This window comes from Gracilimonas sp., from assembly GCF_014762685.1.
Lineage (GTDB): Bacteria > Bacteroidota > Rhodothermia > Balneolales > Balneolaceae > Gracilimonas.
This window is the reverse complement of sequence record NZ_JABURM010000005.1, coordinates 1,342,680-1,362,380: the sequence shown is the minus strand read 5'-3', so window position 1 is coordinate 1,362,380 and position 19,701 is coordinate 1,342,680. Positions and strand designations below refer to the sequence as shown.

The 19,701-nt window shown below is 42.7% G+C and carries 20 protein-coding genes; 15 read left to right on the top strand and 5 right to left on the bottom strand.

The genetic code is table 11. The annotated features are described in order from the left end of the window. Positions 1–2 precede the first annotated feature (2 nt). From HUJ22_RS06115 to HUJ22_RS06095, 5 genes are all read left to right on the top strand, one after another. Positions 3–782 carry an enoyl-CoA hydratase-related protein gene (locus tag HUJ22_RS06115; RefSeq protein ID WP_290875278.1) on the top strand — a complete coding sequence of 260 codons (780 nt, stop codon included), beginning with the start codon at positions 3–5 and terminating at the stop codon, positions 780–782. Positions 783–864: 82 nt separating this feature from the next. Continuing rightward, positions 865–2,142 carry a hemolysin family protein gene (locus HUJ22_RS06110; RefSeq protein WP_290875276.1) on the top strand — a complete coding sequence of 426 codons (1,278 nt, stop codon included), beginning with the start codon at positions 865–867 and terminating at the stop codon, positions 2,140–2,142. A gap of 73 nt (positions 2,143–2,215) precedes the next feature. Further along, entirely contained in the window at positions 2,216–3,928 is a 1,713-nt protein-coding gene (locus HUJ22_RS06105) for an AAA family ATPase (RefSeq protein WP_290875274.1), read from the top strand. A gap of 127 nt (positions 3,929–4,055) precedes the next feature. Then, on the top strand, positions 4,056–4,667 hold the full coding sequence (locus HUJ22_RS06100; protein ID WP_290875271.1) for a SatD family protein: 612 nt from the start codon (positions 4,056–4,058) through the stop codon (positions 4,665–4,667). Position 4,668: 1 nt separating this feature from the next. Continuing rightward, entirely contained in the window at positions 4,669–5,433 is a 765-nt protein-coding gene (locus HUJ22_RS06095; RefSeq protein ID WP_290875269.1) for a DUF3307 domain-containing protein, read from the top strand. 5 nt (positions 5,434–5,438) lie between these two features. On the opposite strand, the gene HUJ22_RS06090 is transcribed toward HUJ22_RS06095, so the two are convergent. Continuing rightward, on the bottom strand, positions 5,439–6,533 hold the full coding sequence (locus tag HUJ22_RS06090; protein ID WP_290875268.1) for an ATP-dependent 6-phosphofructokinase: 1,095 nt from the start codon (positions 6,531–6,533) through the stop codon (positions 5,439–5,441). Between the two features lie 161 nt (positions 6,534–6,694). On the opposite strand from HUJ22_RS06090, the gene HUJ22_RS06085 reads away from it, so the two are divergent. After that, complete coding sequence (locus HUJ22_RS06085; protein WP_290875266.1) at positions 6,695–7,348, top strand: SDR family oxidoreductase; 654 nt, start codon at positions 6,695–6,697, stop codon at positions 7,346–7,348. 73 nt (positions 7,349–7,421) lie between these two features. Here HUJ22_RS06085 and azu read toward each other — a convergent pair whose 3' ends face one another. Beyond that, positions 7,422–7,862: an azurin gene (gene azu / locus HUJ22_RS06080; protein WP_290875264.1), complete on the bottom strand. Its 441-nt coding sequence runs from the start codon at positions 7,860–7,862 to the stop codon at positions 7,422–7,424. Positions 7,863–8,036: 174 nt separating this feature from the next. Here azu and HUJ22_RS06075 point away from each other — a divergent pair, with 174 nt between their 5' ends. The 9 genes from HUJ22_RS06075 (at position 8,037) to HUJ22_RS06035 (ending at position 17,576) form a co-directional block, all read left to right on the top strand. Beyond that, on the top strand, positions 8,037–9,023 hold the full coding sequence (locus HUJ22_RS06075) for a Gfo/Idh/MocA family oxidoreductase (protein ID WP_290875262.1): 987 nt from the start codon (positions 8,037–8,039) through the stop codon (positions 9,021–9,023). Between the two features lie 219 nt (positions 9,024–9,242). Further along, complete coding sequence (locus tag HUJ22_RS06070; RefSeq protein WP_290875260.1) at positions 9,243–9,848, top strand: TetR/AcrR family transcriptional regulator; 606 nt, start codon at positions 9,243–9,245, stop codon at positions 9,846–9,848. Next, positions 9,845–11,224: a TolC family protein gene (locus HUJ22_RS06065; protein WP_290875258.1), complete on the top strand. Its 1,380-nt coding sequence runs from the start codon at positions 9,845–9,847 to the stop codon at positions 11,222–11,224. The genes HUJ22_RS06070 and HUJ22_RS06065 overlap by 4 nt, the downstream gene beginning before the upstream one ends. Next, complete coding sequence (locus HUJ22_RS06060; protein ID WP_290875256.1) at positions 11,215–12,099, top strand: efflux RND transporter periplasmic adaptor subunit; 885 nt, start codon at positions 11,215–11,217, stop codon at positions 12,097–12,099. Before HUJ22_RS06065 ends, HUJ22_RS06060 begins: the two co-directional genes overlap by 10 nt. Positions 12,100–12,196: 97 nt before the next feature. Beyond that, complete coding sequence (locus HUJ22_RS06055; protein WP_290875254.1) at positions 12,197–13,102, top strand: ABC transporter ATP-binding protein; 906 nt, start codon at positions 12,197–12,199, stop codon at positions 13,100–13,102. Further along, positions 13,095–13,838: an ATP-binding cassette domain-containing protein gene (locus HUJ22_RS06050; RefSeq protein ID WP_290875252.1), complete on the top strand. Its 744-nt coding sequence runs from the start codon at positions 13,095–13,097 to the stop codon at positions 13,836–13,838. The genes HUJ22_RS06055 and HUJ22_RS06050 overlap by 8 nt, the downstream gene beginning before the upstream one ends. After that, entirely contained in the window at positions 13,835–14,944 is a 1,110-nt protein-coding gene (locus tag HUJ22_RS06045) for an ABC transporter permease (protein ID WP_290875250.1), read from the top strand. Before HUJ22_RS06050 ends, HUJ22_RS06045 begins: the two co-directional genes overlap by 4 nt. Beyond that, entirely contained in the window at positions 14,941–16,071 is a 1,131-nt protein-coding gene (locus HUJ22_RS06040) for an ABC transporter permease (RefSeq protein ID WP_290875248.1), read from the top strand. The genes HUJ22_RS06045 and HUJ22_RS06040 overlap by 4 nt, the downstream gene beginning before the upstream one ends. 215 nt (positions 16,072–16,286) lie before the next feature. Beyond that, entirely contained in the window at positions 16,287–17,576 is a 1,290-nt protein-coding gene (locus HUJ22_RS06035; protein WP_290875246.1) for a DEAD/DEAH box helicase, read from the top strand. A 5-nt stretch (positions 17,577–17,581) separates the two neighbouring features. On the opposite strand, the gene HUJ22_RS06030 is transcribed toward HUJ22_RS06035, so the two are convergent. The 3 genes from HUJ22_RS06030 to HUJ22_RS06020 are packed head-to-tail and all read right to left on the bottom strand — an operon-like array spanning position 17,582 to position 19,695. Then, entirely contained in the window at positions 17,582–18,064 is a 483-nt protein-coding gene (locus HUJ22_RS06030; protein ID WP_290875244.1) for an ATP-binding protein, read from the bottom strand. A gap of 12 nt (positions 18,065–18,076) precedes the next feature. Further along, on the bottom strand, positions 18,077–18,970 hold the full coding sequence (locus HUJ22_RS06025) for a hypothetical protein (protein WP_290875242.1): 894 nt from the start codon (positions 18,968–18,970) through the stop codon (positions 18,077–18,079). 38 nt (positions 18,971–19,008) lie between these two features. Then, a complete protein-coding gene (locus HUJ22_RS06020; protein ID WP_290875240.1) occupies positions 19,009–19,695 on the bottom strand; it encodes a hypothetical protein in 687 nt (228 codons plus the stop codon). Between the last annotated feature and the right edge of the window lie 6 nt (positions 19,696–19,701).

Below are 19,701 nucleotides of genomic sequence, written 5' to 3'. Positions count from 1 at the left end.
TTATGGACCGCTCTTACGAAACGCTGCTTCTCGAAGTTGATGAATCGGGCATTTGTACACTTATCATTAATCGTCCCGACAAGTTAAATGCACTGAACAACCAGGTGCTAAAAGAGCTGGATGAGGCAGTTGATGACATCAAAAAGAATTATAAGATAAATGCACTTGTCATTACCGGGGAAGGAGAAAAAGCATTTGTAGCAGGAGCCGATATTAAGGAGTTAAGCACGCTCGACCCCGTCACCGGAGCAGAGATATCCAAAAAAGGGCAGGACATCTTTCAAAGAATAGAAGATCTTACCATTCCCGTTATTGCTGCCGTAAACGGATATGCCTTGGGCGGAGGTTGTGAATTGGCCATGGCTTGTCACTTGCGTATTGCTTCAACAAATGCAGCATTTGGCTTACCTGAAGTTAGCTTAGGACTCATCCCTGGATATGGAGGCACTCAGCGCTTAACACAATTGGCAGGAAAGGCCAAGGCTCTGGAATTAATTATGACCGGCCGACAGGTAAAAGCCGAAGAGGCTTTTGAAATTGGGTTGGTGAATCAAGTGGCAGATCATTCTGCCGTTGATGAAGCCAAATCCATGCTTAGCAAAATTTTAAAGCAGGGCCCTATAGCCATAAAAAATGCTCTTTTGGCTGTGAAAGAGGCTGGAAATGAAAATGGATATGAGTCTGAATCCAGACTATTTGGAGAATTGTGCGGTACTGCTGATTTTAAGGAAGGCACCGGCGCTTTTCTTGAGAAGAGAAAACCTAATTTCTCCGGTAAATAAGAACTAATCATTGTTGAATGAAAGACGAACCTCCATCGGGTAGCACATTATTTTTTACATTATATACTGACGGAGGAACCGTATGATAGAGTTACTCCTGATTATAGTTACAATTCTGTTAAGCGGTTTTTTCTCGGGGTCAGAAATCGCTTTTGTTACAGCCAATAAATTAAAATTGGAAGTGGCATCCAGAAAAAACAGCTTCCTTGGAAATTCCATTGAGTTTTTTACCCGCAAGCCGGAGACTTTTCTGACAACGACACTGGTTGGAAATAATATAGTGAATGTACTTTATGCGACATTCATGGCTATTTTTCTGGTTGAACCGGTCCAGATTTATTTTGAAGCTTGGTTTGGAGTAATGCCTACCGAATTACAGGTACTGTTGATTCAAACCATAATTGCTGCCGTAGTTATTATGTTGTTTGGAGAGATTCTCCCCAAGGCCATATTCAGAGCGCTTGCAGATAATATGATAGCAGTAATCTCAGTTCCTCTTAGGTTCGCCTATTATTTGTTCAGGCCATTGATTGAGATATCAAAAGGCTCTTCAAATATTTTGATTAGATGGCTGGTAAAAGACGCAGAAGTACCGGAGAATTATTATCGCCGTCAGGATGTGGAATTGATATTTAAAGAACTGCGTGATAGTGGAGGCAGTGAAGATATTGATGAGGATGATTCCGAAATTCTGCACAATGTGCTGGAGCTGTCAAACAAGCGGGTAAAGGATTCCATGATTCCTCGTATTGAAATTGAGGCTGTGGAAAAAGACACACCCATTGAAGATGTGCTGAATATGTTTATCCAATCCGGGCATTCCAAGCTCCCGGTATATCGTGATTCTATTGATGATGTAATAGGTGTGGTGTTTGCTCATGACTTTTTCCATGAACCAAAATCACTGAATGAAATTATCCGGCCGGTGAAGCTGGTTCCCTCCAGTAAAAAATCCAACGATTTGTTAACAGAATTCCGACAGTCCAATATGTCGGTAGCTATTGTTTTGGATGAGTATGGCGGTACTTCAGGGATGGTTACCATTGAGGATTTACTGGAAGAAGTGGTTGGTGATATTCAGGATGAGTATGATGTAGAAGATGAAATTATGAAACGTCTTTCTGAGAATACCTATGTAGTGAGTGGAAATGTGGAGATTGAAGAACTCACTCAGAAATTTGAAGAAATTCAGCTTCCGCTGGAACCTTCGGAATATGATACCGTAGCGGGCTTCATAATCAATCATTTAGGGCGTATTCCGAAAGTAAATGAAGAAGTGGTGATTGCGGGTAAGAAATTTATTATCAGCAAGGCCACGCCAAGTCGCATTGAAACGGTAAAGCTCATTTTAATTGAGTGACAAAGTTACAAATTGTCAAAGAATTTGGGCACTTTGTAATTTTGTCACTCGTCCACTTTGAAACTTAGAAAATATGTTTGATCACTATCCTAAATGGTCCCAGGAATTTGCAAGGAAATATCTGAGCAGAACTATTAATCAATTTATTCTGCATGGCAACGTGCACGATTTGGTTTCTCTGAATACAGATAAAGGCCCTGAATTTAACCGGTTAAAATCCTTTTTATCAGAAGAGTTTTTTGGGGCCCGGGATTTTGTAGTCTTTTATGATCGTGCATCCGGTATTTACTTTAGGGATAAGGAATCTCAGGCTGATTTTAATCAGGCCATAGCCGGGCGGGATAGTTTGGTTGGAACCGATTACGCCAATAAGATGCCCAAAGACCCCGTTCGGGTGATGTCGCTGTTGGAGCAGTACTTTCGTCTCCGTCTCGATCAAAAGAAAAGCATTGGCTTGATTATTGATTATGCCGAGACCATCGTCCCGATGAGCGATGCCGCTTCCATTGGAAATGAAGACCGGACCTCGCTCGTATATTTGTCACGATGGGCGCATGATCCCATGTTTTTAGCTGCTGATTTCACCACCGTACTTATCACGGAAAACCTTGCGGATCTCAACAAAACGTTGGTTCAAAATCCGTATACGACGGATATTAAAATAAATATCCCCGGTGAAAGGGAGCGGTTGGATTTCATTAAGTTTGAAACAGCTAATGATACCTGGAAAGAAATCTCATCCGTAAAAGCGGAGATCATTGCCCAGCAAACAGCCGGATTGAATTTTGTGAATATCCGCAGTGTGCTTTCTCATGCTAGGGAAAACAAGGAGAAGATTACCTTTGAAGGTTTATCCGAAGCTAAAAAGGAGCTGATTGAAGCAGAAGCGTATGGTTTACTGGAATTTGTGGAAACTCAATATTCCCTGGATAACGTAGCCGGACATACCCATGTGAAAAAACATTTACGTCAGGCAGTGAAAGCTTTAAAGGCCGGCCGGCAAGATGTGATGCCCATGGGTTATTTGGTGTGTGGTCCGGTTGGAACCGGTAAGACTTTTATGGTAACCTGTTTTGCCAGTGAGGTTGGAATCCCGATGGTGAAACTCAAAAACTTCCGCAGTCAGTGGCAGGGGGTGACCGAAGGAAACCTCGAGAAAATTCTTTCCCTGCTCAAAGCTATGGCCCCTGTGGCTGTTATGATAGATGAAGCGGATGCTTACCTCGGTGACCGTGATGCAAGCGGAGACAGTGGGGTTTCAAGCCGGGTATTCTCGCAGATCGCAACCTTTATGAGTGATACGGCTAATCGCGGACGTATTGTTTGGTTTCTGATGACCGCCCGCCCCGATCTCATGCCGGTGGATTTAAAACGGCAGGGCAGGGCAGAAGAACATTTGGCCCTATTTCCGCCTCATACCAAAGAAGAGCGAGTGGAATTATTCGAGGCCATGGCCAAAAAGACCGGCCTAAAAATGACCGAAGAATATACCCCAGTGATGATTGAGAAAGGCGAAAAAACCTTTTCCGGTGCCGATATGGAAGCTGCTTTAACCCGCGCCAAGTTCCGGGCCGCTGCCGAAGGTAAAAAGCAGGTTACCCCTGAAATACTTGATCTCGCACTGAATGATTTTCTTCCCCCAACTTATCCCGAAGAAATTGAATTACAGACGCTGAGTGCGGTGATCGAATGTACTTCCAAAGAACTGCTTCCTGAGCGTTATCGTGAAATGGACCGGGATGATATCCTATCAACTATTGAGGAATTGAAGTTTAGGGTTGGTTGAAATCACGGTTAATCGATTAAGCCATTTTCCATCCTTGCGAATGATATCGGCTTAAGTGCCGATAAAGCTTAATACAGGCTTTTTAGCCGATAATTGATTTTATCGGTTAAATAACCTATAATCTAGCATGATTAGTGTAATAACCGGTGATATCATCAATTCAAGGAACACGGAAGCTGAAAAGTGGTTGAAACCGCTTAAAGAAGCGCTCGATGAGATCGGTTCATCCCCGAAAAGCTGGGAAATTTACCGGGGCGACAGCTTTCAGGCCGAGATAACTGACCCGAAAAATGCCCTTCAACATGTTATTGATATTAAAGCATCGGTAAAACAGGTAAAGGGGATAGACGTACGTTTAAGCATCGGTATTGGCGACAAAACATTTGACGCTCCCAATATTACTGAGTCGAATGGGGATGCCTTTGTTCGCTCGGGAGAAGGATATGAGTTCTTATCATCTGCCAAACAAAATATCATTGTGAAGAGTCCTGATACAGATTTTGATGAAGAGATCAATCTTTATCTGCGATTACTGCTGATTGCAATGGATAACTGGACTCCAAAGGCAGCTGAATATGTACGTATGAATTTAACAGGAAACCTGAAGCAAGAGGATATGGCCAAGAAGCTGGGCATCACACAGTCTTCGGTAAGTGAGCGGCATAAGCGTGCATATATGGATGAAGTAAGAGCCGTAGAAGAGCGATATAGAGAACAGCTAAAAAAATTAGAGTTGTGATATGATCCTTCTTCTTAAACTCATATTAGCCCACCTGATTGGTGATTTTGGACTTCAATTCAAAAAATGGGTGGATCATAAGCGCGAATATGGACTGAGATCAGGTTATCTGTATGGTCATGTGGTCATTCATGCCGTGGTCACTTTGATGTTGTTGTGGCCGGAGATCAGTAAAGATCTATTTTACCTCTGGATTCCCCTGATCATCCTTATCACTCATTTCATCATTGATGCCGGAAAACTAGTATTGAGGAAGAATACCGATTCGCAAAGCTTTGAACGGAATACCTTTTATGAGCAAATTCTCTTTTTTGCTGATCAGTCTTTTCACCTGTTGGTGATATTTGGTATCTGGTTTTGGATCGATAAAGAGGCTTCGGTGTTGATTTCAATGCTATTCACTCAGTACAATCTATTGCTCTTGCTTTGCATTTTTATGCTGACACAACCCGCTGCCATTACCATAAAGATCTTGATCGCCGGATGGCTTCCTGAAAATGAAAGTAAGGAAAAGAAAACGCTGGCTAATGCAGGGAAATTAATCGGAATACTGGAAAGACTGTTTGTTTTTGGGTTTGTGGTAAGTGGAAACTGGTCGGGTATTGGTTTTTTGTTAGCCGCGAAATCTGTTTTTCGTTTCGGAGACCTGAAGGAGAAAGAGGGGATAAAGCTAACCGAATATATCCTTATCGGTACCCTTTTAAGTTTCGGTTTAGCAATGCTGGTAAGCCTGCTTTTTATGAAGCTTCAGGGCTTTGTGGAATGATGGGTTCAATCACCAAAACTAATCCCAACACCTTTAGCGGTTTGTACCAGAAAACTTTGAGGATCCACGAAATTATGTTCTTCAGTTGCTCTTTTCAGTGAAACGGAGGTAATTTCATGATGCAGGAAAGAAACCATTTGGCCATACTCTCCATTGATCACCATTTCCATCGCTTTTACCCCAAACTGTGTGGCAAGTACCCGGTCGTAGGCGATAGGGATTCCACCGCGTTGTAAGTGTCCGAGTACCATTTCCCTTATGTCGTGATCAAATCCGGCTTTTTTTAATTGGTCTGAAAGTTGGTTAGCAATACCTCCTAATCGCACATTCTGATAACCTGTTTCGTCACTTTTACGAGCTACTACCGATCCCTTTTTTGGTTTGGCACCTTCTGCAATTACAATGATGGCGAATCCTTTCCCTGCTTCGTAACGACTATTCAGACGCTCCAACACTTTGTTAATGTCATAAGGGATCTCGGGAATAAGACAGACTTCAGCCCCTCCGCCTATGGCTGAATGAAGGGCAATCCATCCGGCGCCACGCCCCATGACTTCCAGGATCATCAATCGATGGTGACTTTCCGCTGTGGTGACCAGTTTATCAACTGCATCTGTTGCAATATCAACAGCCGTTTGGAAGCCAAACGTGTAGTCGGTGCAGGCTAGATCGTTGTCAATGGTTTTGGGCACTCCGATCACATTCAATCCCTTCTCGAATAGCTGGTAACTGATTTCTTGAGAGCCATCCCCGCCAATATTTATAACTGCCTCAAATCCTTCTCTTTTCAGGTAATCAATCATTTCATCAGAACGATCTTCCGTGGTCCAGGAGCCGTCTTCTTTTTTTACCGGCCAGTTAAAGGGTCCTCCTTTGTTGGTGGTTTGCAGAATAGTACCACCTTTGGCGTGTATGCCTGCTACTTTTTCATCGTCCAGTCGAATAATTTCTTTTGGAGAACGCAAAACACCATTGAATGCTTCCATACTCCCATATACTTCCCAATCTTGAGTTCGCTGGGCTCGTTTCACAATGGCACGAATCACAGCGTTCAATCCCGGACAGTCTCCGCCTCCGGTAGATACAAGTACTTTTTTCATACTACGATAGGTTGATTTCTCTTTACATGGAAAGTATCATATATACAACACTTTGATAAATTTTTCTTTCCTGGGAAAAGGGGCTGCTGATCGCAAGAGAAAGAAACGATTCCTGCATAAGTATTTTTACAATGTTGAATACGAATAAGATTGAGCTCAAAATGAAGGTATTAGTTATCGGTGCAAACGGGCAAATTGGAACACGATTAGTTCATCAACTCAAAGAAGCCGGACATACCCCCAAGGCCATGGTTCGTAAAAAAGAACAGGTCAGCCAATTTAAGAGTAAAGGGGTAGATACAGTTCTGGGGGATCTGGAGGAAGATTTCAGTCATGTATATCAAGGAGTGGATGCGGTGGTGTTTACAGCTGGTTCCGGAGGGCATACTCCAAAGTCACAAACCAAAGTCATTGATCGAGACGGAGCTATTAAAGCCATTGATGAGGCAGAGAAAGCCGGAGTCAGCCGCTTTGTGATGGTAAGTGCACTCAAGGCAAATCGAGATTCCGGGATGTGGTCAAAGTCTATGCGGCATTATTATGAAGCCAAATCAAAGGCTGATAATCATCTTCGAAATACAGACCTTGATTACACCGTTTTGATGCCCGGACGATTGACCAACGAGCCTGGAACCGGACAAGTTGAATTATCCGAATACATTGAAGAGATAGAAGGCAGGACCATCACCCGGGATGATGTAGCGGCTGTAGTAACTGAACTGATCGACCGTCCGGTAACTTTTGGTAAAAGTCTGGACTTGCTGCAGGGTGAAGATTCAGTTAAAGAAGCGATTTCTGGTATTTCCCAAACATAAAAACCCCGGAACTGATCAGAGTACCGGGGTTGAGGGGTATAAATAAGTAAGTTAGATGTGCAACTAACTACTTTTATTCAACAATAAATTTGCCTTTCATCATGGCATAGTGGCCCGGGAAACTGCAAATGAAGTCGTAAGTTCCTTTTTCAGGAGCTGTAAATTCAATCGTTGTTTCCTGTCCGCCACCGATCAACTTTGTGTGTACAATTACGTCATCGGTTCCTTCAGGGATATATTCGTTACCTGCAAACTTAGATGCAGCTGAACCAAATTCCTGAATGCTGGTGCCTTGAGTAAGTAACACCCAATTATGGCCCATGGCTGCTTTCGGAAGTTTTCCGACATGTTTTAGAGTAAGAACCACCGTTTGTCCGGCTTTAACTTTAATTTCGTCAGTATCAAACTGCATGCGGTCATTACTTTCTACGGTAATTTCGACTTTGTCTTGTGCATAAACAGTACTTGTAAACGCCAGTGTAAAAATGGTGAGTATGGATAATAGGAGTCTCATAGTGATGGTTGTTTAGTTTAAAGTTTCAAGCGGTACCGACCTCGTTATTTCGGATATGCTTGTCTTAAATGTTTAATTCGTTTATAAGATCGCCAGCTAATGTGAACATTTTGTGAAGTTCACGGAGAAAATTTTTACTCTGTTGGTGAAATATCAAAACCCTAAACAAATAAGATGAATAAAGTAAACTGGGGAATTTTAAGTACGGCTGACATTGCAACGAAACATGTGATTCCGGGAATGCAAAAGGGAGAGCTTTGTAATATTCAGGCGATATCATCAAGATCGGCGGAACGGGCGAAAGAAGCAGCTGATACTCTTAATATCGCCAGGGCTTATGGGTCCTACGAAGAACTGTTGGCAGATGAAGAAATTGACGCTATTTATAATCCGCTTCCCAACCACCTGCATGTACCGTGGACTATCAAAGCACTGGAAGCCGGAAAGCATGTATTATGTGAAAAGTCGATTGCGATAAATGCTAAAGAAGCAGAAAGGCTGAAAAAGGAAACGGAAAAATATCCTCACCTAAAGGTGATGGAGGCTTTCATGTATCGCTTTCATCCGCAGTGGGAGGTGGTAAAAGGCTGGGTTGACTCCGGCAAGATCGGTGATGTTAAAACCTTACAAACAATGTTTACTTACTACAACGTCAATCCTGATGATATCAGAAATAAAGAGGGTATGGGGGGCGGTGGCCTCCTGGATGTGGGCTGTTATTGCATTTCCGCTTCACGTTACATATTTGATGAAGAACCTTTAAAAGTGATGGGAGAAGTCGATATGGATCCTGATTTTAATATAGACCGACTTGCCTCGGGAATATTGACATTTTCGAAAGGGACCTCGGTTTTTACTTGCTCAACCCAAGCCGGCAGAAATCAAAGTCTTATTGTTTTGGGCACTGAAGCGCGGATCGAAATGGATAACCCTTTCAACCCATATACAAATGCGACATCTGTATATTTAAGGAATAAAGGTGAATTGCTTGAAAAGAAAACCGTACAGGCGGATCACTATACCCTTCAGGGAGATGCTTTTTCCAGATCAATTATGAATGATGAACCGGTCCCAACTCCCTTAACGGATGCCATTGCCAATCTTAAAGTGATAGATGCTGTTTTTGAGAGTGGTAAGAAACAATCACCCGTTCATCTTTGAAAGAACCCACAGTTGCTCAAACATAGGGAAGTATTAGCCAGATAACTGAATTATAGTAAGCTGTATTCCCTGATCACATCAATATAATAACACCCTCTTTCTTATAGTTTATATTGAATATAGGATGTGTGACAATTGAATTAACCAAATAATTTAACTAAATGGTTGAAACATTTAGTTAATTTACATATCATTTCATCAACGCAAACAAAAAGTATTATGGCTTTAGAAAAAGAAACCGAAGAAAAAATTTTTACAGCAGCGCAGGAAGTATTCCAAAAAAAGGGATTTGACGGTGCGCGAATGCAAGAAATTGCGGATGAGGCAGAGATCAACAAATCTATGCTGCATTATTACTACCGCAGTAAAGACAAATTATTTATGGCGGTTTTTCAGGCGGGTGTTAAGAAGATATTACCCAAGCTTCTTGGCGTTTTGGGATCGGATAAAACCCTGGAAGAAAAAGTAGTACAAATCGTGGATTTCTATTACTACATATTCAAGGTCAATCCGCATTTACCGGCTTTTGTTATTCATGAAATGAATATGCATCCGGAGAGATTTCGTGATTTTATCATTTCCACCCAGATTCAGTTACCTCAGAAATTTAAAGAACAGGTCGAGCAGGAAGTTGCCGCAGGAAGAATCATGGAGATCAAGCCTGAACAGTTTTTAATCAATATTGTAAGCATGTGCATGATGCCGGTGATTGCCAAAACTATGGTTCAGGTCATTTTTGGGTTCGATGAAAAAGAGTACAAAGAGTTTCTAAAAGAACGCAAAACACTAATTCCCGAACTGATTATGAAAGGGGTGAAGCCATGACTATACTCAAATTAAATACAATGGCAAAACCTGTCAGGTTTCAAGGCAACTTTATTGAATATGCCCCCCGTGTTTTAAACCTGACCGGTTTACGGTACTTCATTTTAACAACAACTATAGGATTCTTCTTTGCTTTTGTTCCACAATACATTTTAGCCCAGGATTCCGGGAAATTCATTTCCCTGGAGTATTGCTATGAACAAATCGAGGCTTCATACCCGATAACGCAAAAATTTGAAATCCAGAAAAAAATAACAGAACTCAACGACCGGATTGCAAGATCAGGACTTTTTCCGGAGGTGCAGCTTAGCGCTAGTGCCAGTTATCAATCGGATGTGACAGAAGTGCCATTTGCGGCTAATGCACCGGAATTAAGCAAAGATCATTATAATGTTTCTGTGGATGTAACTCAGCCAATTTATGACGGTGGAAGGACCGGAGCCATGCGAAAGCTGGAAATGGAGCAAAGAGCCGTCGAAGATGCTGGGGTGAAAACGGAATTATGGAATGTGAGAGGCCAAACCGAACAGGTATATTTCGGGATTTTGTTTTTGCAGAAACAATCACAAACCGTAAATGTGCTTATCAAAGATCTGGAGAAACAACTTGAATCGGTTCAGGCCAAAATTGATAATGGAGTGTTGTTGCCGGGAAACGGATTGGTATTAGAAGCAGAGTTGCTGAAAGTTCAACAGCAAAGTATACAGGTCCGGTATGATTTGGAAGCTGCTTATGAGGTATTGAGTGAATTGATAGGGGAAGAAATTACACCGGATACTGAGCTGGAAATTCCATCGGTTCAGGCAATGGGTTTTATTCCACGGGAAATTTCCCGGCCAGAACTTGAATTGTTCTCGGTTCAAACCAATACCCTAAATCTTCAGCAAGAGCTGACTGCCTCCGATAAACTTCCCAAAGTTTCCGCTTTTGCGAAAACGGCGTACGGCCGCCCCGGGCTGAATGTATTTGAAAACGATTTACAAACCTTCTGGATTGTGGGATTGAAGGCACAATGGAGCTTAAAGAGCTTGTTAAACTCTGGAAAGAAAGAAGAAGTGTTGGAATTACAGAAACGAAAAATACAGGCTGATGAAGAAACATTTCGTCTTGGGGTGAAAAACGAACTCAGCAAGTCAGAGAAAAAACTTGAGCAACTCAGGGAGCAAATTGAACTGGATGAAAAGGTGCTTAAGCTGCGGGAGCAGGTAGTGAAGGAAAAGAAAAATCTGCTGGAACAGGGCGTAATTACTTCTACCGAATATATCACGGAATTAAATGCGGAAAGTCAGGCCCGATTAAACCTGGAAATACGTCAGGTTCAGCTCATTCAGAGCATCATAGAATATTCAACCAAAAAAGGAATCTCATGGAATTAAAACAAATCATCGGATTAATAGGCTTGGGCGTTATGCTCGTTTCCTGCAGCAATGGGGAGACTTCGGACGCTTACGGGCAGTTTGAATCCGACAAAACCACGATTTCTTCCGAAGCTTCAGGCATCCTGAAAAGCTTTGATGTGAAAGAAGGGATGACATTGAGTTCAGGCCGCAAAGTTGGGCAAGTTGATACTACTCAGTTATCCCTTCAAAAAGATGAACTATCAGCATCGGTCAGGGCCATCCGTACCAATATTGATAAACTGACAGCACAAGCAGAAGTGTATAAAGAGCAACTGAAAACTGCTGAACAAGATTTGGAGCGGTTCATTAATCTGAAGCAAAACAACGCCGCCACCCAGCAGCAAATTGATCAGGCACAGGGACAGGTAAATGTACTTCGAAAACAAATTGCCTCGGTGGAAGTGCAAAAGCAATCGGTATATGCGGAGCTTGAGACCATGCAAACCCGGATTGCTCAGGTAGAAGACCAACTGCAAAAAACTCATATTATAAATCCGTTTGAGGGAATAGTGCTTTCTGCTTTTGCTGAGCCTAATGAATTGGTATCTCCCGGCAAACCGCTGTATGAAATTGCCAACTTAGAAGAAATGGAATTGCGGGTGTATATCTCCGGTGCACAACTACCGAATGTTACGCTTGGGCAAAACGTAGAAGTACTGGTTGACAAGGATGCAAAAACGAATGAAGTAATGAGCGGCACGGTAAGCTGGATTGCCTCGGAAGCGGAATTCACCCCTCGTATGATTCAGACCAAAGAGGAACGCGTTACACAGGTGTATGCGGTGAAAGTGCGGGTACCCAATCCGGATGGCAAATTGAAGATCGGGATGCCGGGTGAGGTAAATTTTTAGTGACCGGAACAGGAGGGCAAGGGACAGGGAAAGGATCCCGTATGAACGATCAACAAAACCAGGAATCAATTTGAAATCAATCGTAAACATATCGCAAGTGAGCAAATCCTTTGGAAAGGTAGAGGCTGTAAAGAAAATTTCTTTTCAGGTGAATACCGGGGAATTGTTTGGGTTGATTGGCCCGGATGGGGCAGGGAAAACAACGCTGTTCAGGATCATAAATACACTGTTAGTCCCGGATTCAGGAACAGCTAAAGTGTTGGGAAAAGACGTGGTGGATGATTACAAAGAAATTCGCCCGCTTTTAGGTTATATGCCCGGAAAGTTTTCCTTGTACCAGGATTTGACGGTGGAAGAGAATCTCCGGTTTTTTGCATCGGTATTTGGAACTACGATTGAGGAAAATTATGATTTGGTAAAACCGATTTATAGTCAGCTGGAGCCCTTTAAAAATCGATTGGCAGGTGCTCTCTCAGGAGGGATGAAGCAGAAGCTTGCTCTGAGTTGTGCACTCATTCACAAGCCCAGATTGTTGCTCCTCGACGAACCCACAACCGGGGTTGATGCCGTTTCCCGAAAGGAATTCTGGGAAATGTTGTCTGTGCTTAAAAAAGAGGGAATTACCATTGTCGTTTCCACACCGTATATGGATGAGGCTAATTTATGCGATCGCGTAGCGCTTATGCAGGAAGGGGAAATTCTCCAAATAGATACGCCAAAGAATATTGTGCAAGCTTTTGAGAAACCTTTATGGGGAATCAAAGCGGAAAACAAATATAGACTGCTTCAGGTTTTAAAAGAATATCCGAAGGCGGCTTCCGTACATCCCTTTGGTGAGTTTATTCATTACACGGGTAAGGATGATACACCAGATTTGAATGCCCTGAAGAGATACTTGATTAATCAGGGTTTGGAATCTGTTGAAATCAATTCCATAAAGCCAAATATCGAAGACAGCTTCATGGCGTTGATGCATACCCAAAAGGAGGCAGTCTATGAGTGAATTGGCCATCCAGACTGAAAACCTGACCCGTAAATTCGGCGATTTTACCGCGGTCGATAACATTTCATTTGATGTGAAGCAGGGGGAAATTTTTGGCTTTCTCGGGGCCAATGGGGCCGGAAAAACCACCGCCATGAAAATGCTAACTGGATTGTTGATTCCAAGTTCCGGTTCCGCGACTGTTTCAGGCAATGATGTTTATACCCAAGCGGAAACCATCAAAAAGAATATCGGTTATATGAGTCAGAAGTTTTCACTATATGATGATCTGACGGCCGAAGAAAACATTCAGTTTTATGGCGGTATTTATGGCATATCAAACCGGGATTTATCTCCAAAAATTGATGAAGTAATAGAATCTGTGGGACTCGGTTCAGTTCGAAAACAACTGGTGCGTTCACTGCCGCTGGGATGGAAACAGAAACTGGCGTTCTCTATTGCCATTTTGCATGAACCCAGGATTGTGTTTTTGGATGAACCGACCGGTGGGGTTGATCCCGTTACACGCCGTCAGTTTTGGGAGAAGATCTACGAAGTGTCTGATTGGGGAATCACCGTTTTTGTGACCACACATTATATGGATGAGGCCGAATACTGCGATCGCATTTCAATCATGGTGGATGGCCGCATTGATGCACTTGGCACACCGGGAGAGCTTAAAGAATCTTTCTCATCAGATTCTATAGAAGAAGTCTTTATAAAGCTGGCTCGATCTGCTTCGAGGGGGGACGGATGAATACATTTCGAGGATTTGTAACCAAAGAATTCAAGCAGATTTACCGTGATAAGCGTACCCTGGTAGTGCTTTTCGGCATGCCCATGATCATGATGGTGTTGTTTGGCTTTGCTATCCGGAATGAAATCAGTGGTGCTCAAATTGGAATCCTTGATTTTTCCAAGGATGAGGTGACAAGGACTATCACTCAAAAACTGGAGGCTTCGGAATCGTTTCAGGTGATGGCATTGTTGGAAAATTATGATGAAGTGGAAGGGTTATTTCGTCAAGGAGACATCAAGGAAATTGTAGTATTTGAACCGGGTTTTCAAGAGAAACTGGTTCGCGAAAATGTGGCAAATATTCAAATCATAACCGATGCCACCGACCCAAACCTGGCTAATTTGGTACAGGCATATACCTCAAATATAGTTCGGGATTATGTGGAGGGACTGAACCGGGAGGCACAGGTGCAGCAAGCCGGAATTCAGCCTCAAGTTCGGATGATGTACAACCCGGAGCTGCGCAGTGTAAACCTGTTTGTGCCGGGACTCATCGCCGTCATCCTCATGCTGGTTTCTGCTCTTATGACGTCCATCTCTATCACTCGCGAAAAGGAGATGGGGAATATGGAAATACTGTTGGTTTCACCGTTGAAACCCTATCATATTATAATCGGTAAAGTATTGCCCTACATGGTTTTGTCGGTAGTGAACGTAATTACTATCCTGGTGCTTGCTGAGTTTGTGTTTCATGTTCCTTTTAAAGGGTCATATCTGTTCTTCTTCCTGGAGGCGGGATTGTTTATTATGGCCGCCTTGGCATTAGGGGTGTTCATTTCCTCTGCGGCCAACAATCAGCAAACGGCGATGATGGTCTCGCTGGCCGGACTGCTGCTTCCAACTGTTTTACTTTCCGGGTTCATTTTCCCGGTGGAAAGTATGCCGGCTCCTTTGCAATGTATTTCTCATATTATTCCTGCAAAATGGTTCTTAATCATTGTAAGAGACATTATGCTTAAAGGCTCCGACCTGATATTAGTTTGGAAAGAAACTTTGGTTTTGTTGGTAATGACACTGGGATTTATCGGGCTGAGCCTTAAAAAATTCAAAGTGAGGCTGCAATGAGAATCATCCGATTTTTACTTCGAAAAGAATTTCTTCAGATTTTCCGGAATAAGGCCATGCTGCCGATCCTTTTTGTGATGCCGGTGATTCAACTTTTGGTCCTTTCCTTTGCGGCCACTTACGAATTGAAAGAAGTGGATTTTGCCCTCCTTGATATGGATCAGTCACAGGTTTCCAGGGAGCTTGTGGCTAAATTTCAGTCTACCGGTTATTTCAATTTACAGGCAGAAACTTTCGACAGGAATAAGGCGATGGAATGGCTGGATGCGGGACGCATAAGCCTGATTATTGTAGTGCCACCGGATTTTGAAGAAGATTTAACCGGCGGGAGAGAAGCACCTGTTCAGCTTATCATTGATGCGGTGGATGGGAGTACTGCCGGACTCATTCAATCCTACAGCGCTTCAATTTTGAATGATTTGAATACGGAGAAACAGGTTGAGTTGAAAATTAAATCGGCTGAACCGGCAGTGGTTCAGGCCAAAACCATCAATCTCATTCCTCAGAATTGGTACAATCCGGATTTGGATTACATCACCTTTATGGTGCCGGGTATTTTGGTGGTGCTGGTTTCCATGATCGGTTTGTTTTTATCGGGGATGAATATTGTCCGCGAACAGGAAATCGGAACCATTGAGCAGCTTAACGTTACCCCCATCCGTAAATACCAGTTTATGATTGGCAAGCTCAAGCCGTTCTGGATTATCGGGATGTTTGACCTCTTGGTAGGACTGGCTTTGGCACGATATGGATTCCATATTCCTTTTTTAGGAAGCTTGGCTACTATTTTAGTGGTAGGCGGAATTTTCCTTGTGGTCATTCAGTCCATGGGATTACTCATCTCCACCATGACCAACACCCAGCAACAAGCCATGTTTATCGCCTGGTTCATCATGGTGGTTTTCATTTTGCTGGGTGGACTGTTCACCCCGATAGAAAGCATGCCGGGATGGGCACAAAACATCACTTTGGCCAATCCTGTGGCTTATTTCATCAAAATCATGCGGATGGTGTTGCTCAAAGGAGCCGGCTGGCAGGAAATACAGGCTATGGTGTACATCCTCATCGGGATGGGGAGTGTGTTGATGCTGGTGTCGATTAACCGGTATAAGAAAACCACGGGCTAAAGCCCGAATATTGAACGAGGAATATTTAATATTGAATTTTGAAGTGCTTTGTTTTCATTCCGAACATTGAGGTTCTAAATGCCAACCCGGGCAACCTGATCGAATGTTGTGGCAATAAAACCACCTCTTAGAATACTTCATCAATTTAATGCGTACATTGAGGCTCACTTTTCTTAGCCCGGCTCAGATCCGGGCTTTTTCATTTAATACCCTATATGTCTTTTAAATCACTGAACCTCAGTACGCCCATCCTTAAATCTCTGGAAGAAGAAGGATACACTCACCCCACACCCATTCAATCTCAAGCCATACCCATTGCTCTTAAAGGTACCGATGTACTGGGGTGCGCCCAGACCGGGACAGGAAAAACGGCCGCTTTTGCCATTCCAATAATACAGTTATTAAGTGCAAATAAATCGCGTGGACAAAATCGGAAAATCCGGAGTTTGATTGTTACTCCAACCCGTGAATTGGCCATCCAGATTGACGAAAGTTTTCAAAGCTATGGAAGGTTTACGGATTTAGATACTGCGGTTATATTTGGAGGGGTGAACCAAAAGGGTCAAGTTAAAAAACTGAAGCGCGGAGTGGATATCCTCACGGCTACCCCGGGGCGTTTACTGGACCTTATGAGCCAGGGATTTATTTCCCTTTCTGATGTGGAAATTTTTGTATTGGATGAAGCCGACCGCATGCTCGATATGGGTTTTATTCATGACGTAAAGAAATTACTGAAAGCCCTCCCCAACAAACGTCAAACATTATTCTTTTCGGCTACTATGCCGCCTGAGATCGTACAACTTTCAAACTCTATCTTATATAAGCCGGAAAAAGTTGAAATCACCCCCGAATCACCTACTGTGGATGCCATCAAACAAGGAATCTACTTTGTGGATAAAGGAAATAAGAGGAACCTATTGGTGGATGTTCTGCAGGATGATGGAATTAAATCTGCGTTGGTCTTTACCCGAACTAAGCACGGGGCCAATAAGGTAGTGAAGTTACTAAACGGAAATAATATTCAGGCGGAAGCCATTCACGGAAATAAATCCCAGGCTGCACGACAACGGGCTTTGGGGAATTTCAAAGAACAGCAAACACGCGTGCTTGTAGCAACGGATATTGCTGCCAGGGGGATTGATGTAGATGAGTTACAATATGTAATTAACTATGAAATACCGAATATTCCTGAAACCTATGTGCATCGTATCGGCCGGACGGGAAGGGCCGGGGCAAATGGAACGGCACTCTCGTTTTGCGATGCCCAGGAAAAAGCTTATTTACGTGATATTGAGAAACTGATCGGGAAGCAAATCCCTGTAATTGATGAGCACGGGTTTCCTTTGGTCGACCATAATCCGGCGGCACCTGACAAGCAACAATCTCGCCGACCATCCCGAAAACCCCGCTCTAAAGGAAAGACCAGCGGTAACAGCCGTAATAATGTGAAGCCCAAGAGCAGTAATCGAAAAAGGAGAAGAAAAGGCTCAGGCAACAAAGGGTAAGTAAACTAAAAAGGAATGGAGACGGTTATGGTCGTTCCTTTATTTCTTTCAGATTCAATTTGCAAGGTTCCATTCAGGGAATCGGCAAGATGTTTGGCTAACTTCAGTCCAAAACCATAACCCTTTTCATTTCCTGTTCCCTGAGTACTTTCACCCTCATCATTCAATAATTTTTCTATCTGTTCGGGGGATATTCCAACACCGTTGTCTTTCACTATGGCACTGAGAGTTTTGTCAGTTTTTTTGATATTGAGTTCTACTTGAACAAATCTGTTTTCCGGGGTGAATTTAACAGCATTGGAAATCAGGTTTCCAAGAATCTGAAGGAGTTTGCTTTTTGGAAATTCAAACCCCCGATGATCATTGGCAAGGGTTACATCATAGGATATAGACTTACTTTGAGCCTGTGGTTCATACAGATTTTCAAGCTTTTCTTTGAGTACCCGTTCAAATTCATTTTCAGGAAACGGAATTATATTATCAGACATTAAGTCTCGGTATTAGTTGGTTAAGTCCCAAATTTCTACGCGATCCAACGCTATATACGGCACCGCTATATGATTTGACTGGGTGTTAATTCCAATATCAGCCGGTCTGCCTGATGTTTTAATGAGAATAGAACTTTCATTTCCGTCAAATATACGAATACTTGAATCCTGTTGACTTGCCAATAAGAGCTTTCCATTTAGAAACTCCAACCCGTCAAAATACCCACCGGCTATATTATCGTATTCCACTAAATCTTTTTCAGTATCAAAAGTATAGAATGTTGTTTCTCCGCTCCAGGGAGCTAAAACGAATTTTCCGTTTTCAGGATCCAGCGTAATTCCATTCGGTGAAATTTCAAGTGAATCAAGAAATATCGAAGCAGCACCGTTTTCCACTTTATAGACTCGGGGATTGCCGGTATCTGTTACATAGATTATCCCATTCTCATTCGCTGATACATCATTTAAAAAGCCAATCTCAAACTCACTGAAGTCTACAAAATCGGTTTGTTCTCCGGTTTGCTTGTTAAAACCATGAAGCCCCAAAACATCCACTGCCCATAATGTTTCATTTACTAAAAACATGCCACGTGGAGCATGGAGTGGCGCTTTTTTCGTTCCGATCATGAATTCCCGCTCGATGATATTTCCTTCTGCATCAGCTTTGGTAATAAAACCGGTGGAATCCTGATCGTTGCCCCCTCCGGTAAAGTTAGCAATGAAATAGACGTCTTGGTCCGGATCATAGCGAACAGCTTCAGGACCATCTAATCCCGTTACGGTATAGGCAATATTTGTAGAATCCTGGACGGAATTCCAATTAACAACGGGTGATTCAGATTTCTCTGTAGTACAACTTGCAGTCAAAAATCCAAAAACAAAAAGTATGGGAAAGTATTTCAGCATGAGGGGGAAGTTGGGTGATTAATGTTATTCCGTATAGTCTAATGATTAAACCAGGTAAGATCCCTGATTTCAAAAAAGTCTTCCTGGTTCCAGTCAGTATTAATGACAATTCCGCCAATAAGTAAAATCGGACTGCTTCCTAAATGTTCAAGACAAGACGAGACAATATCCGTGAGCTCTCTTTTAATTTGGTTGAAAGCAATTTCGGTGGTGGTCTTAATCGGAGTGTCAGATTTTTTAATTTGTTCAAAATGCTCGATAAGGATTTTATTCACCTGTCCTTGCTGATAATCATCATGGGAAATCGTGAGCACATTCCCTTCTTTCACATTATTCAGGCCTGCAATTAATGATCCGCAGCAGGAGGTGGGATTTTCTTGGCCTTCACGATGTACCTTGCCAATCACTCCTTCTTTGTTGAGTCCGATATGAGGCCCATAAAGGATAACGGCTCCTCCATCATCAGGAATATGGCTGGAAAAAGCTTTGAAGCCTGTCTTTCCCGTAAATGGGATACCTGAAATACCCCCAAAGAAAAATGGTCCCGGAGCTTTAAAATGTTTACTTAATCCAAGAAGGCTGTTGTTGACCTCATCACTGCAGATAGAGGTCCCCCAAATACAATCCCGAGGTTTTATACTTTGTTCATCTAATTCCTTAAGAATTCTTTTTTCAAGTGAAGAAAGGGGTTGAGCTTCAGAATAATGATTGGTTATATGCTTCATTTTTAG

Excerpts from the sequence above, each read along its gene's own strand:
- HUJ22_RS06115 (WP_290875278.1), top strand. The coding sequence starts at position 3 with ATGGACCGCTCTTACGAAACGCTGCTTCTCGAAGTTGATGAATCGGGC.
- HUJ22_RS06110 (WP_290875276.1), top strand. The coding sequence starts at position 865 with ATGATAGAGTTACTCCTGATTATAGTTACAATTCTGTTAAGCGGTTTT.
- HUJ22_RS06105 (WP_290875274.1), top strand. The coding sequence starts at position 2,216 with ATGTTTGATCACTATCCTAAATGGTCCCAGGAATTTGCAAGGAAATAT.
- HUJ22_RS06100 (WP_290875271.1), top strand. The coding sequence starts at position 4,056 with ATGATTAGTGTAATAACCGGTGATATCATCAATTCAAGGAACACGGAA.
- HUJ22_RS06095 (WP_290875269.1), top strand. The coding sequence starts at position 4,669 with ATGATCCTTCTTCTTAAACTCATATTAGCCCACCTGATTGGTGATTTT.
- HUJ22_RS06090 (WP_290875268.1), bottom strand. The coding sequence starts at position 6,533 with ATGAAAAAAGTACTTGTATCTACCGGAGGCGGAGACTGTCCGGGATTG.
- HUJ22_RS06085 (WP_290875266.1), top strand. The coding sequence starts at position 6,695 with ATGAAGGTATTAGTTATCGGTGCAAACGGGCAAATTGGAACACGATTA.
- azu (WP_290875264.1), bottom strand. The coding sequence starts at position 7,862 with ATGAGACTCCTATTATCCATACTCACCATTTTTACACTGGCGTTTACA.
- HUJ22_RS06075 (WP_290875262.1), top strand. The coding sequence starts at position 8,037 with ATGAATAAAGTAAACTGGGGAATTTTAAGTACGGCTGACATTGCAACG.
- HUJ22_RS06070 (WP_290875260.1), top strand. The coding sequence starts at position 9,243 with ATGGCTTTAGAAAAAGAAACCGAAGAAAAAATTTTTACAGCAGCGCAG.
- HUJ22_RS06065 (WP_290875258.1), top strand. The coding sequence starts at position 9,845 with ATGACTATACTCAAATTAAATACAATGGCAAAACCTGTCAGGTTTCAA.
- HUJ22_RS06060 (WP_290875256.1), top strand. The coding sequence starts at position 11,215 with ATGGAATTAAAACAAATCATCGGATTAATAGGCTTGGGCGTTATGCTC.
- HUJ22_RS06050 (WP_290875252.1), top strand. The coding sequence starts at position 13,095 with ATGAGTGAATTGGCCATCCAGACTGAAAACCTGACCCGTAAATTCGGC.
- HUJ22_RS06045 (WP_290875250.1), top strand. The coding sequence starts at position 13,835 with ATGAATACATTTCGAGGATTTGTAACCAAAGAATTCAAGCAGATTTAC.
- HUJ22_RS06040 (WP_290875248.1), top strand. The coding sequence starts at position 14,941 with ATGAGAATCATCCGATTTTTACTTCGAAAAGAATTTCTTCAGATTTTC.
- HUJ22_RS06035 (WP_290875246.1), top strand. The coding sequence starts at position 16,287 with ATGTCTTTTAAATCACTGAACCTCAGTACGCCCATCCTTAAATCTCTG.
- HUJ22_RS06030 (WP_290875244.1), bottom strand. The coding sequence starts at position 18,064 with ATGTCTGATAATATAATTCCGTTTCCTGAAAATGAATTTGAACGGGTA.
- HUJ22_RS06025 (WP_290875242.1), bottom strand. The coding sequence starts at position 18,970 with ATGCTGAAATACTTTCCCATACTTTTTGTTTTTGGATTTTTGACTGCA.
- HUJ22_RS06020 (WP_290875240.1), bottom strand. The coding sequence starts at position 19,695 with ATGAAGCATATAACCAATCATTATTCTGAAGCTCAACCCCTTTCTTCA.